Consider the following 13,439-nt stretch of genomic DNA (forward strand, 5'->3'; position numbering starts at 1 on the left):
GACGGAAACCGCCATGCGCCCGCCGGGACTCCCCGCCCAGGGACGTATCATTCCAAGGTTCCGGCAGGTCTCCTGGCTCGCGGGTCACCGCCGCCACGCCGGCCTTCCCGACGATCGCCCGTCAGTGGCCCTGTCTTGCGTGGCCGCTCTCCGCCTACAGTTGCGGGGACAGCTCCGGCATTGACGAGGGTGTCCCTCCTCGCACCGGATTCCCTCTTAGCCCCAGATCTTGTAGACCCGGGGAACCGAGAACGCCGCATCTTGTGCAGATCACTGTCCCGCCGTCAAGCCTCCGCCGCGGGATAGGGCGCGAAGCGGCGCTCCGCCTCGTCCACCGCCAGCCGCCGCCCCACCGGCGGAAAGGCGCGCTGCGGGCAGGCCGGGCGGTCGCAGACCTTGCAGCCGGCGCCGATCGGCGTCGCCGCCTCGGGGTCGGAAAGATCCAGCCCCTTGGCATAGACCAGCCGGCCGGCATGACGCAGGTCGCAGCCGAGGCCGATGGCGAAGCTCTTGCCCGGCGCGCCCCAGCCGCCGCCGGTCCGTCCCACGGTGCGGGCGATCCAGAGATAGGTCCGGCCGTCGGGCATGCGGGCCAGCTGGGTCAGGATCCGTCCCGGGCTTGCGAAGGCCTCGTGCACATTCCAGAGCGGGCAGCTGCCACCGACCCGCGAGAAATGAAAATCGGTCGCCGACTGGCGCTTGGAGATGTTGCCGGCACGATCGACCCGCACGAAGAAGAACGGCACCCCCCGCGCCTCTGGCCGCTGCAATGTGCTGAGGCGATGGCAGATGGTCTCGAACCCCACACCGAAACGCCGGGCCAGGCGCTCGATGTCGTAGCCCAGTTCCTCCGCCGCCGCCAGGAAGGGACCATAGGGCAGGATCAGCGCGCCGGCGAAATAGGCGGCCAGGCCGATCCGCGCCAGCACCCGCGCCTCCTCGCCCGAAAAGCCCGGATCGGCCGACAGCCGGTCCAGCACCGCCCCCTGCTCCAGAAAGGCAAGACGGCTCGCGACCTGAAAGGCGGCCCGCCCCGGCGGCAGGCCGGCCGCCAGCCGCAGCACCCGGCGCTCGGGATCGAAGCGGCTCAGCACCCCGCCGCGGCTTTCCGCCTCGCCGGGCTGTTCGTCGTCGATCACCTCGACGCCGTGGCGGCGGCGCAGATAGGCGATCAGCCGCGGCAGAACCCGGCCGGGAACCAGCCCCGCCGCCTCGTTCAGTGCCTCGGCGGCATGGTCCAGCTCGGCCACGTGGTTGTGGCGGGCATAAAAGAAATCCCGCACCTCCTCGTAGGGCATCGGCGTCAGGGTCTGGCCGGCGACATCCTGCCCGAGCCGGGCGGCAAGCGCATCGGCCCGCTCTTCCGCCGCCCGCCAGTTCCGGTACAGCCCGACCAGCGCGCGGCCGACCGCGGGCATGCCGGCGGCGAGTTCCCGGATCTCCGCCATCGACACCCGTCCGCCCGCACCGTCCCCGCCCGCGACCAGCACGTCGCGCAGATCGGTGATCAGCCGTGCCTCCTCGTCCTCCGAGAACATCTGCACATCGACCCCGAAGATCGCATGGATCTTCAGCAGCACCGGCACGGTCAACGGCCGCTGGTTGCGCTCCAGCTGGTTCAGATAGCTGGGTGACACGTCCAGCGCGCGGGCCAGCGCCGCCTGGGTCAGGCCGCGCTCTTCGCGCAGCCGCTTCAGTCGCACACCCATGAATGCCTTACTCATGCCCGGCTCATCCTTCGTGTCCCGGATCTTCGCAAACTTCGCAAATTTCCGGATCGCCCTTCGCAAACTCACGCATTTTCAGTCATTTAGAGATTTTGTGGTCTGCGTATATTGCGAAGCACCCATCCGATGCAAGAGCAAAGAGGCCCCCGGTGATCCTGCACGAGGTTCGCGCCCGCCGTTCCGCCGACCACCTGCCCCGCGAGGATCAGCTCGCCTGGAAGATCGCGGCCGTTGCCGCCGATCCGGTACCGGTCGGTGCCGAAGTGGCCGAGATGATCGGCAACCGCATCATCGACAATGCCGCGGTCGCCGCCGCCGCCCTCGCCCGCCGGCCGGTGGTGAGCGCCCGCGCCCAGGCGGCCGCCCATCCCTTCACCCCGGGTGCCACGGTCTTCGGCCTGTCGCCCCATCGCCGGGTCTCGCCCGAATGGGCGGCCTGGGCCAACGGGGTCGCGGTGCGCGAGCTGGACTTCCACGACACGTTCCTGGCCGCCGACTATTCCCATCCGGGCGACAACATCCCGCCGGTGCTGGCGGTCGCCCAGCATTGCGGGCTGAACGGCGACAGGCTGCTCCGCGGTCTTGCCGCCGCCTACGAGATCCAGGTCGATCTGGTGAAGGGCATCTGCCTGCACGAGCACCGCATCGACCACATCGCCCATCTGGGCCCCTCGGCCGCCGCCGGGATCGGCGCAGCGCTGGACCTGCCGGCCGAGGTGATCCTGCAGGCGGTCCAGCAGGCACTGCACGTCACCACCACCACCCGCCAGTCGCGCAAGGGCGAGATTTCCAGCTGGAAGGCCTATGCCCCGGCCTTTGCGGGCAAGATGGCGATCGAGGCGGTGGACCGCGCCATGCGCGGCGAGGGCGCGCCCGCGCCGATCTACGAGGGCGAGGACGGGGTCATCGCCCGCATGCTCGGCGGTTTCGAGGCGGTATACCAGGTGCCGCTCCCGGCCCCCGGAGAGCCCAAACGCGCGATTCTGGAAACCTGGACCAAGGAATATTCGGCCGAATACCAGGCGCAGGCTCTGATCGATCTGGCCCGGCGCATGGGCCCGGCCATCGGCAACCCCGGCCGGGTGAAGAGCATCGTCATCCATACCAGCCATCACACCCACAACGTGATCGGCACCGGCAGCGGCGACCCTCAGAAATTCGACCCCCGGGCCAGCCGCGAGACGCTGGATCATTCGATCATGTACATCTTCGCGGTGGCGCTGGAAGACGGCGGCTGGCACCACCAGCGCTCCTATGCGCCCGACCGGGCCGCCCGCCCCTCCACCGTCGCCCTCTGGCGGAAGATCTCGACGGTGGAGGATCCCGCCTGGACCCGGCGCTATCACGCCGCCGATCCGGCGGAAAAGGCCTTCGGCGGCCGGGTGGTCGTCACCCTCGACGACGGCCGGGAAATCGTCGACGAGCTGGCCGTGGCCGATGCCCATCCGGCCGGCGCCCGCCCCTTCCGCCGCCCCGACTACATCGCCAAGTTCCGCACCCTCGCCGAGGGTGTGATCGAGCCGGTCGAACAGGACCGCTTCCTCGCCACCGTCGAGCGCCTGCCGCATCTGTCGGCCGACGATCTGGCCGGGCTGACCTTCACGGTTCCGTCCGACCGGCTGGGCACGCGCGCGCTCCACGGCATCTTCGACCGGCTCGGCTGATCTCCTGAAGGAGTCCAGGCAGATGACAACCACCCCGACCCAGACCGCCGCCGACGCCACCACCACCCCGCGCCCGAAGAAATCGGTGGCGCTCTCGGGCGTGCCCGCCGGCAACACCGCACTCTGCACCGTCGGCCGCAGCGGCAACGACCTGCACTATCGCGGCTACGACATTCTCGACATCGCCGACCGCTGCGATTTCGAGGAAATCGCCCATCTGCTGATCCATGGCAGCCTGCCGACCGAGGCGCAGCTCCGACTCTATCGCGAGAAGCTGAAGCGGCTGCGCGGCCTGCCCGAGGCGGTGCGCCGGACGCTGGAAGCCCTGCCGGCCGCCGCCCACCCCATGGACGTGCTGCGCTCGGGCGTCTCGGCCCTGGGCTGCGCCCTGCCCGAGGCCGCCGACCACAACCCGGCCGGCGCCCGCGACCTCGCCGACCGGCTGCTGGCCTCGCTCGGCTCGATGCTGCTCTACTGGCGCCACTATGCCCATGCCGGCCGGCGGATCGAGGTCGAAACCGACGACGACAGCATCGGCGGCCATTTCCTGCATCTGCTGCATGGCCGGCCGGCCCCGTCCTCGCATATCCGGGCGATGCACACCTCGCTCAACCTCTATGCCGAGCATGAATTCAACGCCTCGACCTTTGCGGCCCGCACCATCGCCGGCACCGGTGCCGATCTCTATTCGGCGATCACCGGCGGCATCGGCGCCCTGAGCGGCCCGAAGCATGGCGGCGCCAACGAGGTCGCGCTGGACATCCAGCTGCGCTATGCCACGCCCGACGAGGCCGAGGCCGATATCCGCCGGCGGGTGGCGGCAAAAGAGGTGATCATCGGCTTCGGCCATCCGGTCTACACCATCGCCGATCCGCGCAATGCGGTGGCGAAACAGGTTGCCCGCCGGCTGACGGAGGAAGGCGGCGACATGCGGCTCTACCGCATCGCCGAACGGATCGAGGCGGTGATGGCCGATGCCCGGTCGATGTTCGCCAATCTCGACTGGTACACCGCCGTCGCCTATCACGTGATCGGCATCCCGACCCTGCTGTTCACGCCGCTCTTCGTCATCGCCCGGACCTCCGGCTGGTCGGCCCATGTGATCGAGCAGCGCCAGGACGGCAAGATCATCCGCCCTTCGGCCAACTATATCGGCCCGGAGCCGCGCACCTTCCTGCCGATCGGGCAGCGCGACCCGGCCGGGCGCGTGCGCGCGGCCTGACCCGAGGATCACCTCCGATGCCCTATCTCGTCGCCGACCACCTGCCCGCGGAACCCGCGGGCCGGCGGTTCCGGAACCTCCTTGCCCGGCCGGGCATCCTGCGCCTGCCCGGTGCCCATAACGGCCTTGCCGCCCTGCAGGCGAAGGCGGCCGGCTTCGATGCACTCTACCTGTCGGGGGCGGCGATGACCGCCTCGATGGGCCTGCCCGATCTCGGCATCATCACCGCCGACGAGGTCACCTTCTTCATTCGCCAGATCGCCCGCGCCGCGGGGCTGCCGCTGCTGGTCGACGGCGATACCGGCTATGGCGAAGCGCTGAACGTGATGCACATGGTGCGCTGCTTCGAAGAGGCCGGCGCCGGGGCGGTGCATATCGAAGACCAGCTGCTGCCCAAGAAATGCGGCCATCTGAACGACAAGAAGCTGGCCTCGCTGCCCGACATGGCCGCCAAGATCGCCGCCGCCGCCCGGGCGCGCCGCGATCTGGTGATCGTCGCCCGCACCGACGCCGCGGCATCCGAAGGTCTCGACGGCGCGATCGAGCGCGCCCGGGCCTATGTCGAGGCCGGGGCCGATGCGATCTTCCCCGAGGCGCTGACTTCGGAAGACATGTTCGCCGAGGTCGCCCGCCGCCTGCCCGGCGTGCCGCTCTTGGCCAACATGACCGAGTTCGGCCGCACGCCTGCGATCACCGGCGCCCGCTTCGAGGAGATGGGCTATCGCATGGTGATCTGGCCGGTCAGTTCGCTGCGCGTCGCCGCCCGCGCCCAGGAGGAACTCTATGCCGCCCTGGCCCGCGACGATGCCACGACGGCGATGCTGCCGCGCATGCAGACCCGCGCCCAGCTTTACAGAACGCTCGGCTATCACGACTACGAGGCGCTCGACCTGTCGATCGTGACCACCGTCATTCCCGTCCTCGGAGCCGCCTGACATGTCCGCCCCCCTGATCCCCACCGCCTCTCTCGGTTTCCCCCGCATCGGCCCGCGCCGCGAACTCAAGACGGCGCTGGAGGCCTGCTGGCGGGGCGATATCTCGATCGACGACCTGCTCGACACCGCCCGCAGCCTGCGGGCGGCCACCTGGGCACGCCAGCATGCCGCCGGCATCACCTGCCTGCCCTCGGGCGACTTCTCGCTCTACGACCACGTGCTCGACACCGCCGTCATGGTCGGCGCGGTGCCCCCGGTCTATGCCGGGGCGGGCAGAGATCATGCCGGCAGCCGGGTCGGTCTCGACACGTATTTCGCCATGGCGCGCGGCACGCCCGACGGGCTGCCGGCCATGGAGATGACCAAGTGGTTCGACACCAACTACCATTATCTCGTCCCCGAACTCCGGCCCGATCAGAACTTCTTCCTGGGGGATACCCGCGTCGTCGACGCGTATATCGAGGCGCGCGGCCTGGGTTTCCGGACCCGGCCGGTGCTGCTCGGCCCGGTCAGCTTCCTGATGCTGGCCAAATGCGCGGACGAGGCCTTCGACCGGCTACGCCTGCTGCCCGGCCTGCTGCCGGTCTACTCCCATGTCCTGCGCCTGCTCGCGGCGGCGGGGGCGACGGAACTCCAGCTCGACGAACCGGTGCTGGTCCTGGATGAGGACCCGGCGGTCACCGCGGCGGTCACGACCGCCACCGAAGCCTTTGCCTCGGCGGCAACCGGGCTTGGGATCATGCTCACCACATATCACGGTGGCGTCGACCATCTGGCCGACACGCTCTGCCGGCTGCCGGTCGACGGTCTGCATCTGGATCTGGTCCGCGCGCCCGATCAGCTCGGCCCGATCCTGCCGAAGCTCGCCCCCGAGACCCGGCTTTCGCTGGGGGTGATCGATGGTCGCAATATCTGGCGGGCCGATCTTTCGCAGCTGCTCGACCGGCTGACCCCGATCGTCGATGCGCGGGGGCCCGAGCGCATCCAGCTTGCCCCGTCCTGCAGCCTGCTGCATGTGCCGATCGATCTCAACCGCGAGACCCGGCTCGATCCGGAGCTGCGGTCCTGGCTTGCCTTCGCCGTCCAGAAACTCGACGAACTCAGGATCCTGACCCAAGCGCTGGGCGAAGGCCGGGGCGCGGTCGAAGAAGAGCTGGCCGCGGCCGATGCCGCCCTGGCGGCCCGCCGGGCATCGGCACGCATCCACGACCCCGCCGTTGCGGCCCGCCTTGCAGCCGTCACCCCGGCCATGACCCGGCGGCAGACCGCCTATCCGGTCCGGGCGAAGGCACAGCACGACCGGCTCGGCCTGCCGGCCTTTCCGACCACGACCATCGGGTCCTTCCCGCAGACGCCCGAGATCCGCAAGGCCCGCGCCGACCATGCCGCCGGCCGGCTCGACGATGCCGACTATGATGCGCTGATCGCGGCCCGTACCACCGAAGCGGTCCGCTGGCAGGAGGAAACCGGCCTCGACGTGCTGGTCCATGGCGAGTTCGAGCGCAATGACATGGTGCAGTATTTCGGCGAACAACTCGCCGGCTTCGCCTTCACCGATCATGGCTGGGTGCAGAGCTACGGCTCGCGCTATGTCCGCCCGCCGATCATCTGGGGCGATGTCTCACGGCCGCAGCCGATGACGCTGCGCTGGTCGGCCTTCGCCCGCAGCCTGACCGACCGGCCGATGAAGGGCATGCTGACCGGGCCGGTGACCATGCTGCAATGGTCCTTCGTGCGCGACGACCTGCCGCGCATGGAGGTCTGCCGCCAGATCGCGCTGGCGCTCCGCGACGAGGTCGTCGATCTGGAAGCCGCCGGTATCGAGGTCATCCAGATCGACGAGCCGGCCTTCCGCGAAGGGCTGCCCCTGCGCAGGGCGGACCGCCCGGCCTGGCTCGATGCCGCCACGGAATGCTTCCGCCTCGCCGCCTCGGGTGTCGGCGATGCCACCCAGATCCACACCCATATGTGCTATTCCGAGTTCAACGACATCATCGACGCGATCGCGGCGCTCGATGCCGACGTGATCTCGATCGAGACCGCGCGCTCGAAGATGGAGCTGCTCGACGCTTTCACCACCTTCGCCTATCCCAACGAAATCGGGCCCGGCGTCTACGACATCCACAGCCCGCGCCTGCCGTCGGAAGAGGAAATGGTCGCCCTTCTGGAGCGGGCCTGTGCACGCCTGCCCGCGGAGCGGATCTGGGTCAACCCGGATTGCGGCCTCAAGACCCGCCGCTGGGACGAGGTGAAGCCGGCCCTTCAGGCCCTGGTCCGGGCAGCTCGCCAGATGCGGCAGCGGGTGGCCTGACCCCGACCCCCGCCTGTGATATGGTCGGAACCTGTCGATCCTGCCGGGTTGCCCGGCCCCATCCGGAGATGAGGTCGGATGATCCCGCGCCCGGCGATCACGCCCGTCATGCCTTCCCGCGCCCGGCCGCTGGCCGGCGGCCGGACCGCCGCCGGTTATCGCCCGGACATCGACGGCCTTCGGGCAATCGCCGTCCTGGCCGTCGTGCTGAGCCATCTGCCGGGGCCGGTGCTGCCGGGCGGATATCTGGGTGTCGACATCTTCTTCGTCATCTCGGGCTATCTGATCACCGGCATGATCCGGCAGCAGATGGCCGAAGGCAGGTTCTCGCTTCGGGTCTTCTATGGCCGTCGCGCCCGACGCATCCTGCCCGCACTGGTGGTCATGCTGCTCCTGCTCGCCATCCTCGCCCTCGCAGCCTTCCGACCCGCCGATCGTGCAGGCTTCGGCCGCGAGGCGCTGGCGAGCCTCGGCTTCGTCTACAATTTTTACCTGCTTCAGGCCGGTGCCGGTCATGGCGCCGGCCTTCTGCTGCACACCTGGTCGCTGGCGATCGAGGAACAGTTCTATCTGGTCTTCCCGCTGTTCTGCCTTCTGGCCTTCCGGACGAGCCGTCGGGTCGCCGTCTCGGCTCTGGCCCTGGCGGCCGGCCTGTCCTTCGCCGCCTGTGTCATCGGCATGGAAACCGGCCGCTACCTTACGGCCTTCCTGCTTCTGCCCACCCGCGGCTGGGAGCTGGCACTGGGCGGGCTGGTGGCGCTTGCCGGCGGTGGCCGGCAGCATCGTCATCTCGGTACGGCCGGCCTCTGCCTGATGATCCTCGCCCTTGCAACCGGCGGCATGGTGGCCGGCAAGCCCTGGCCGGCGGTCCTGACGGTCTGCCTGGGGGCCGCGATGATCATCCGCGCCGGCGAGCATCAGGGCGGCATGGCGACGGCATGGCTCGCGACCCGGCCCATGGTCTTCATCGGCCTGATCTCGTATTCGCTCTATCTCTGGCACTGGCCGCTGCTGGCCGCCGCCCGAACCGTTCTGGAGCGGCGCCCGACCCTGAGCGAGGGCATCGCCTGCGTGGTTCTCGCCGGTGTTCTCGCCGCTCTGTCCTGGCGGTTCGTGGAACAGCCCACCCGGCGCGGCGTCCTGCGGCCGGCAGCCCTCGCCGGCCTCGGGGGAGCGCTGACCGCCCTGCTCCTGGTCCTGCTGGCCGCTGCCATCCGCTCCGGGGGATGATCCGGCGTCAGAGATTGCCGCCGGTCATCCGCCGGATGAACTGCCCGGCGGCGATGCCGTTCAGCAGCTTCGCCTGATAGAGGGTCCTCACCTCACGCCGGTGCCAGTTGCCCTCGGGCCAGTCGTCGAGAAGGCGCTGCAATTCGTCGACATCCAGGATGCGCCGCGCCAGATCGGACCGGCCGATCGCCTCCACCTCCTCCCGCATCTCGTCGCGGGCCGCGGTCAGCCCCACATGCCAGTCGGCTGCCTGCCGCGCGGTCCGGTGGGCGCCCAGAACCGCCGGCGGCAGCAGGCCGGCCAGGGCGTTGCGGGTCAGGCGCCTGGTCAGGCCGTCGCGCAGCCAGACCGAGAGCGGCACGCCCCAGCAGAACTCGATCACCCGGCGATCCGCCGTCGGATCGCGGGTGGCGATGCCATGCACGGCTTCGTCATAGAACGAGAGTGCGGCGTAGATCGGCCGGATGGCCAGATCGGCCCGATAGCCGCCATCCTCCTGGACCCGTCGGTCGAACCAGTCCTCCTGCCAGTCGGCACGCGGAATGGCGGCGCGCACCTCTTCCCGCACCGGGATCACCAGGCGGCTCAGGCTGTCGATCATCGATCGCTGTTTAAGGCGCCGCAGAAAACCGACACGCTTCAGCCGGCGCCCCAGCCCGAAGCGGTCGATCAGCGCCCGGGTCAGCGCATCGGCCTGCAGACGATAGCTTCCGTATTCGATCTTGACGCCGTGGGCCTCGCGCAGCGCCGCGATCAGCCGGCCGCGCAGGATCAGATGTCCCAGCTGGTGCAGACCGTCATAGCTGATGGTGGCATTGCCGGCGGCGGCATGCAGCAGCACACCCGCCCCCCGCCCGGCCGCATCCCGGGCGATGGCATCCAGCCAGACCATATGCACGGGATTATGGGGTGGCCGGTCGGCCCCCAGCCGGAAGCGGTCGAGGCCGTCGAGCGGCGAGCGGTGCCCGGCGCGGATGACCACGTGGTCGATATTGGGATGGAGCGCCGCCACCGCAGCCGCGCCCTCGCTCTCGTCGAACAGCGCGCCGGACGCCGCATCCTCGGGCGTGTAACCCACGGCCGGTGCGGCGGTATAGGCCGTCAGCCGCCGGCCCGATGCGGCGAGCCTGCGGGCCGCCACGGCGGTCACCGTCGAACTGTCGAAGCCCGCGCTCAGATGAGAGGCGACCGGCTTCGTGCTGCGCATCCGGTCGGCCACCGCCGTTTCCAGAACGCTGCGGAAGCTCTCTTCATAGTCACGATCCGAGGCCAGGGTGAAGCGCTTAACCTGGCCGGGCCGCCAGTGGCGATGCAGACGCACGCCGTCGCGATCGGCCACCAGATGGGTGCCGCCCGGAACCGCCCTGACCCCGCGATAGATCGTCTCGGTCGGATGGATCGGCAGCCGTCCGCAGATCCGGATCAGATTGTCCTCGTCCAGATCCCGCGGCACATCGGGATCGGCGAACAGTCCGGCAGGCCTGGAGGCGAAGCGCATCACATGGCCGTCACGGCGCCAGACCAGCGGCCGTGCGCCGATCGCGTCACAGCCCAGCACCAGCCGCCGGTCCTGGTCATCCCAGACCGCGCAGGCGAAATCGCCATAGAGCCGGGCGAAAGCACCTGTTCCCCAGGCTTCGAAGGCCTTCAGGAACAGCTGGCCGTCGGGCATGGCCAGGGCATCGCCCTCTGGCAGATCCAGCTGCCGGGCCAGTGCCTCACGCGCATCCAGCCGCCCGTCGAAGACCGCAATCAGCCGCCCCGCCCCGCCGGTCATCGGCTGGCGGTCGATGCGATCCTGAGGCGTGACCACGAAACCACGCCAGGCCAGAACCGCCTGCCCCGACCGCCATTCGCCATCCCGGCCGGTCACCGCCGGCAGCATGGCCCCCAGCCCGTCCAGACGCAGATCCCGAGGCAGCGGGTCGGCAAAGCCGATGATCCCGAGAAGAGCCGACATGTCTCCGCCGGCTCAGGCCGGGTCGCCGACGGGCACCAGAAACCCGCCGGCGATCGCACGATCGCAGACTTCACTCACCTCGCTGCGACAGGTTTCGGCATCGATCTCGAACCGGTCGAGGAGTGTCGATACCGCCTCCCGGGTCGAGGCCGGCACGGCAAAACACGCCCAGATCGCCGAGGCGGTCCGGTTCAGCCACCAGATCTCCCCGCTCACCGGGTGCATGATGACCTTCTCGGACCCCATGTCGGTCGTCAGCACGCCTGATGCCTGGATAAGCCTGTCCTGCGAGGCGAAGAACCTGTTCAACGCACCACCAGCACCGAAAACGCTACAGTATCAAATAGGGAAGATCGAACCACTACCGCCCTCCGGCTCCTCAATTTTCGGAATCATCGCCTCACGAGCGTTCAGGGTCTCGATCTCGGGTTTGATCCAGGCTTCCCGGCCGGTATTTCCTGCGCCGTCACTGGTACGCTTCACAGTCTTGTCCACGACGTAGCTCCCGTCCCGTGCGTATGATGGAAGCACTATACTTTAAAGAGGTTGAGAAAATCCAATACCCGAAAAGCCGCTCCCCTTATTCCTCTGCCAGGATGAGACCAAGGCGTGCAAGCACCGTGATGACGGTGGCACGGCGCGCCTCGTCAAGCCCGCCCGGCACCTCCACCACCACCTCTCGGGCGGCAGGATCGGTGCAGTACACCTCCGCCCCCGGGGCGATATCGGCGAGCGCCGCCCGCACCCGATGCAGGGTTGCGTCCTGACGCAGGCGGAAGCGCGCGATCTTGCCCAGCGGCGTCAGCGGCAGATCCGGCACCACGAAGACATGGCGCGGCCGGGCCGGCGGTTCGGCGATCGCGGCGGCCACGAAGGCGGCGACATCTTCGGCCCGGCAATCGGCTCCCGCACGCGGCATCACATAGAGCACCGGCAATTCGCCCGCATAATCGTCGGGCATCGCCACCGCCGCCGCCTGGGCGACCGCCGGATGGCGATGGGCGACCTCTTCGATCAGGACCGGATCGATATTGTGGCCGCTGCGGATGATCACATCCTTGGCCCGGCCGGTAATCCGCAGCTCGCCCGAAGGCAGTACGTCGCCCAGATCGCCCGAGGCGAACCAGCCGTCGGCAGGCGCCCCCTCGACCCCCGCTTCGGTCAGATAGCCCTGAAAGACATTGGGACCGGCGACCCGGATCTCGCCGCCTGCCCCCATCTCCACCTGCATCAGCGGCACCGGCGGGCCCACGGCGTGATCGTGGAAACGGCCATCCACCGGCTGTACCGCGACGATGCCGCCGGTCTCGGTCATGCCGTAGAGCTGCGAGACCGGCCGCCCGCTCACCGCCTCCACCCGCTTCGCCAGTTCCGGGGCCAGCGGCGAGCCGCCGGTCAGAAGGCCGCGAAGCGTGGCGAGGGTGGAGCTGCCGCGCGGCGCATCGACGATCGCCGCCAGAATGGTCGGCACGCTGCCGATCAGGCTGGTGCGGGTCTCGTCGACGATCTCCCAGAACCGGCCGACCACGGCCGGGTTGCGCAGGGCGGTGGCGGTCGGGAAGATCACCGTCGCCCCTTCGGACAGCGCCGCCAGCAGCACATCGACCAGGCCGCCGACATGAAACAGCGGCAGCCCGGTCAGCACCCGGTCGTCGGGCTGGATGCCGCTTCCGGCCGCCACCATCAGCGTCGCCGCCACCAGATTGCGCGACGACAGCTGCGCCAGTTTTGGGGCACCGGTGGTGCCGCCGGTATGGATGAAAGCGGCGACCCGGTCGGCATCCCCCGGCGCCACCTTCCCGGCACCCTCGCCCAGCGCCAGGAAGGCAGCCCAGCCGAGCGCCTCGGTGGTCTCGGGCCCCACCGGCACTTCCACGACCGTTGCAACACCGGGCGCGTCCGCCACCGCTGCCGCCACCCGCGCCCGCACATCCAGCGCCGGATGCGGCCCCATGGTCACCACCACCCGCACCCGGGCCAGACGCAGCTGGGCGGCGATCGCCTCGGCCGAGAGCAGAAGGTTGACCGGAAAGGCGATGCCGGCGGTGGCGGCGGCCAGCACCGCCGTCACGACCTGGGGTACGAAGGGCAGCAGGATCGCCACCCCGTCATCCGGACCGATCCCCAGCCGGCGCAGCGCCGCCGCCGCCCGGTGGACATCGGCCAGCAGCCGGTCATAGGGGACCGCCACCGCCGGCGTGCCCGCGGCATCTGGCAGGTATTCCAGCGCCGGATGCGCCGGCCGGGCCGCCGCGACCCGGTCGAGCAGCGCCAGCGGCGTGGGTGTAGCGTCGAGGCGGGCCAGCAGTGCCGCCCCACGCCGATCGGTTTCCGGCATCATGGCCGTTTCTCCCTGTCGTCTTGTTTTTTGTGTGTGATCGATGCCCGGC

At 69.6% G+C, this 13,439-nt stretch carries 10 protein-coding genes and 1 riboswitch; of the genes, 5 read left to right on the forward strand and 5 right to left on the reverse strand.

Annotation, left to right across the window (positions count from 1 at the left end):
- Positions 1-44: 44 nt before the first annotated feature.
- A riboswitch (cobalamin riboswitch) is annotated at positions 45-265 on the reverse strand.
- Between the two features lie 19 nt (positions 266-284).
- Positions 285-1,724, reverse strand: coding sequence for a short-chain fatty acyl-CoA regulator family protein (locus tag TMO_RS12130; protein WP_041604949.1), 1,440 nt, complete (start codon positions 1,722-1,724; stop codon positions 285-287).
- Positions 1,725-1,876: 152 nt separating this feature from the next.
- Between TMO_RS12130 and TMO_RS12135 the strand changes: the two genes are divergently transcribed.
- From TMO_RS12135 to TMO_RS12155, 5 genes are all read left to right on the forward strand, one after another.
- On the forward strand, positions 1,877-3,391 hold the full coding sequence (locus tag TMO_RS12135; RefSeq protein WP_014745928.1) for an MmgE/PrpD family protein: 1,515 nt from the start codon (positions 1,877-1,879) through the stop codon (positions 3,389-3,391).
- Positions 3,392-3,413: 22 nt separating this feature from the next.
- Entirely contained in the window at positions 3,414-4,613 is a 1,200-nt protein-coding gene (gene prpC / locus TMO_RS12140) for a 2-methylcitrate synthase (protein WP_014745929.1), read from the forward strand.
- A gap of 17 nt (positions 4,614-4,630) precedes the next feature.
- Positions 4,631-5,548, forward strand: coding sequence for a methylisocitrate lyase (gene prpB, locus TMO_RS12145; RefSeq protein ID WP_014745930.1), 918 nt, complete (start codon positions 4,631-4,633; stop codon positions 5,546-5,548).
- A gap of 1 nt (position 5,549) precedes the next feature.
- Positions 5,550-7,859 (forward strand): 5-methyltetrahydropteroyltriglutamate--homocysteine S-methyltransferase, encoded by a 2,310-nt coding sequence (metE, locus tag TMO_RS12150; RefSeq protein ID WP_014745931.1) that lies wholly within the window; start codon positions 5,550-5,552, stop codon positions 7,857-7,859.
- Positions 7,860-7,937: 78 nt separating this feature from the next.
- The gene (locus TMO_RS12155) at positions 7,938-9,089 is read left to right on the forward strand and encodes an acyltransferase family protein (RefSeq protein ID WP_014745932.1); all 1,152 of its coding nucleotides are present in this window, start codon (positions 7,938-7,940) and stop codon (positions 9,087-9,089) included.
- Positions 9,090-9,096: 7 nt separating this feature from the next.
- Here the strand turns inward: TMO_RS12155 and TMO_RS12160 are convergent, their stop codons facing one another.
- The 4 genes from TMO_RS12160 to TMO_RS12170 all read right to left on the reverse strand — a co-directional run bounded on the left by TMO_RS12160 (position 9,097) and on the right by TMO_RS12170 (position 13,390).
- The gene (locus tag TMO_RS12160) at positions 9,097-11,049 is read right to left on the reverse strand and encodes an asparagine synthetase B family protein (RefSeq protein ID WP_014745933.1); all 1,953 of its coding nucleotides are present in this window, start codon (positions 11,047-11,049) and stop codon (positions 9,097-9,099) included.
- A gap of 12 nt (positions 11,050-11,061) precedes the next feature.
- Positions 11,062-11,274, reverse strand: coding sequence for a PqqD family protein (locus tag TMO_RS12165; protein ID WP_187297775.1), 213 nt, complete (start codon positions 11,272-11,274; stop codon positions 11,062-11,064).
- A gap of 114 nt (positions 11,275-11,388) precedes the next feature.
- Positions 11,389-11,544: a hypothetical protein gene (locus TMO_RS31685; protein ID WP_014745935.1), complete on the reverse strand. Its 156-nt coding sequence runs from the start codon at positions 11,542-11,544 to the stop codon at positions 11,389-11,391.
- Between the two features lie 85 nt (positions 11,545-11,629).
- Positions 11,630-13,390 carry an AMP-binding protein gene (locus TMO_RS12170; protein ID WP_014745936.1) on the reverse strand — a complete coding sequence of 587 codons (1,761 nt, stop codon included), beginning with the start codon at positions 13,388-13,390 and terminating at the stop codon, positions 11,630-11,632.
- Positions 13,391-13,439: the final 49 nt, after the last annotated feature.

The sequence above is a fragment of the Tistrella mobilis KA081020-065 genome, from assembly GCF_000264455.2.
GTDB classification, from domain to species: Bacteria; Pseudomonadota; Alphaproteobacteria; order Tistrellales; family Tistrellaceae; genus Tistrella; species Tistrella mobilis.

Bases quoted from the DNA above. Each gene is read 5' to 3' on its own strand.
- metE (WP_014745931.1), top strand. From the start codon at position 5,550: ATGTCCGCCCCCCTGATCCCCACCGCCTCTCTCGGTTTCCCCCGCATC.
- prpB (WP_014745930.1), top strand. From the start codon at position 4,631: ATGCCCTATCTCGTCGCCGACCACCTGCCCGCGGAACCCGCGGGCCGG.
- TMO_RS12130 (WP_041604949.1), bottom strand. From the start codon at position 1,724: ATGAGTAAGGCATTCATGGGTGTGCGACTGAAGCGGCTGCGCGAAGAG.
- TMO_RS12155 (WP_014745932.1), top strand. From the start codon at position 7,938: ATGATCCCGCGCCCGGCGATCACGCCCGTCATGCCTTCCCGCGCCCGG.
- TMO_RS12170 (WP_014745936.1), bottom strand. From the start codon at position 13,390: ATGATGCCGGAAACCGATCGGCGTGGGGCGGCACTGCTGGCCCGCCTC.
- TMO_RS12165 (WP_187297775.1), bottom strand. From the start codon at position 11,274: ATGCACCCGGTGAGCGGGGAGATCTGGTGGCTGAACCGGACCGCCTCG.
- prpC (WP_014745929.1), top strand. From the start codon at position 3,414: ATGACAACCACCCCGACCCAGACCGCCGCCGACGCCACCACCACCCCG.
- TMO_RS12160 (WP_014745933.1), bottom strand. From the start codon at position 11,049: ATGTCGGCTCTTCTCGGGATCATCGGCTTTGCCGACCCGCTGCCTCGG.